Genomic DNA, 280 nt, shown 5'->3' on the forward strand with positions numbered 1-280 from the left:
GGTTCCACTTCTCCATTGTTAATCATTTCGGCGGCTTGCTTAACCACATCTCCAGCCTCATCCAGATTGCCAACTCTGCCCAGCAGGTCGAAACAGTAAGAATGGCAGGTCTTGATTTCTACGAAATGGGCGGCATTGCCGATGAGTTGCATCAGGCGCTGCTTGAACTCGGTAGCGGCTGCACGAGAGAAAGTGAGCATCAGGAGTTGTTCGTGCTTTACATCTTCCAAAAGCAGGAGAGAGGCAAGCTTATGTACGAGCACACGTGTCTTGCCGCTGC

1 protein-coding gene is annotated in these 280 nt (G+C 51.4%); it reads right to left on the reverse strand.

The window, feature by feature from the left end; genetic code table 11:
* Positions 1 to 263: UvrD-helicase domain-containing protein (locus QWY28_RS24600; protein ID WP_369292718.1), on the reverse strand; the 263-nt coding region annotated here is incomplete at its 3' end.
* Positions 264 to 280: the final 17 nt, after the last annotated feature.

The organism is Nocardioides oceani (genome assembly GCF_030412965.1).
In the GTDB taxonomy this organism is placed as follows: Bacteria; Actinomycetota; Actinomycetes; order Propionibacteriales; family Nocardioidaceae; genus Nocardioides; species Nocardioides oceani.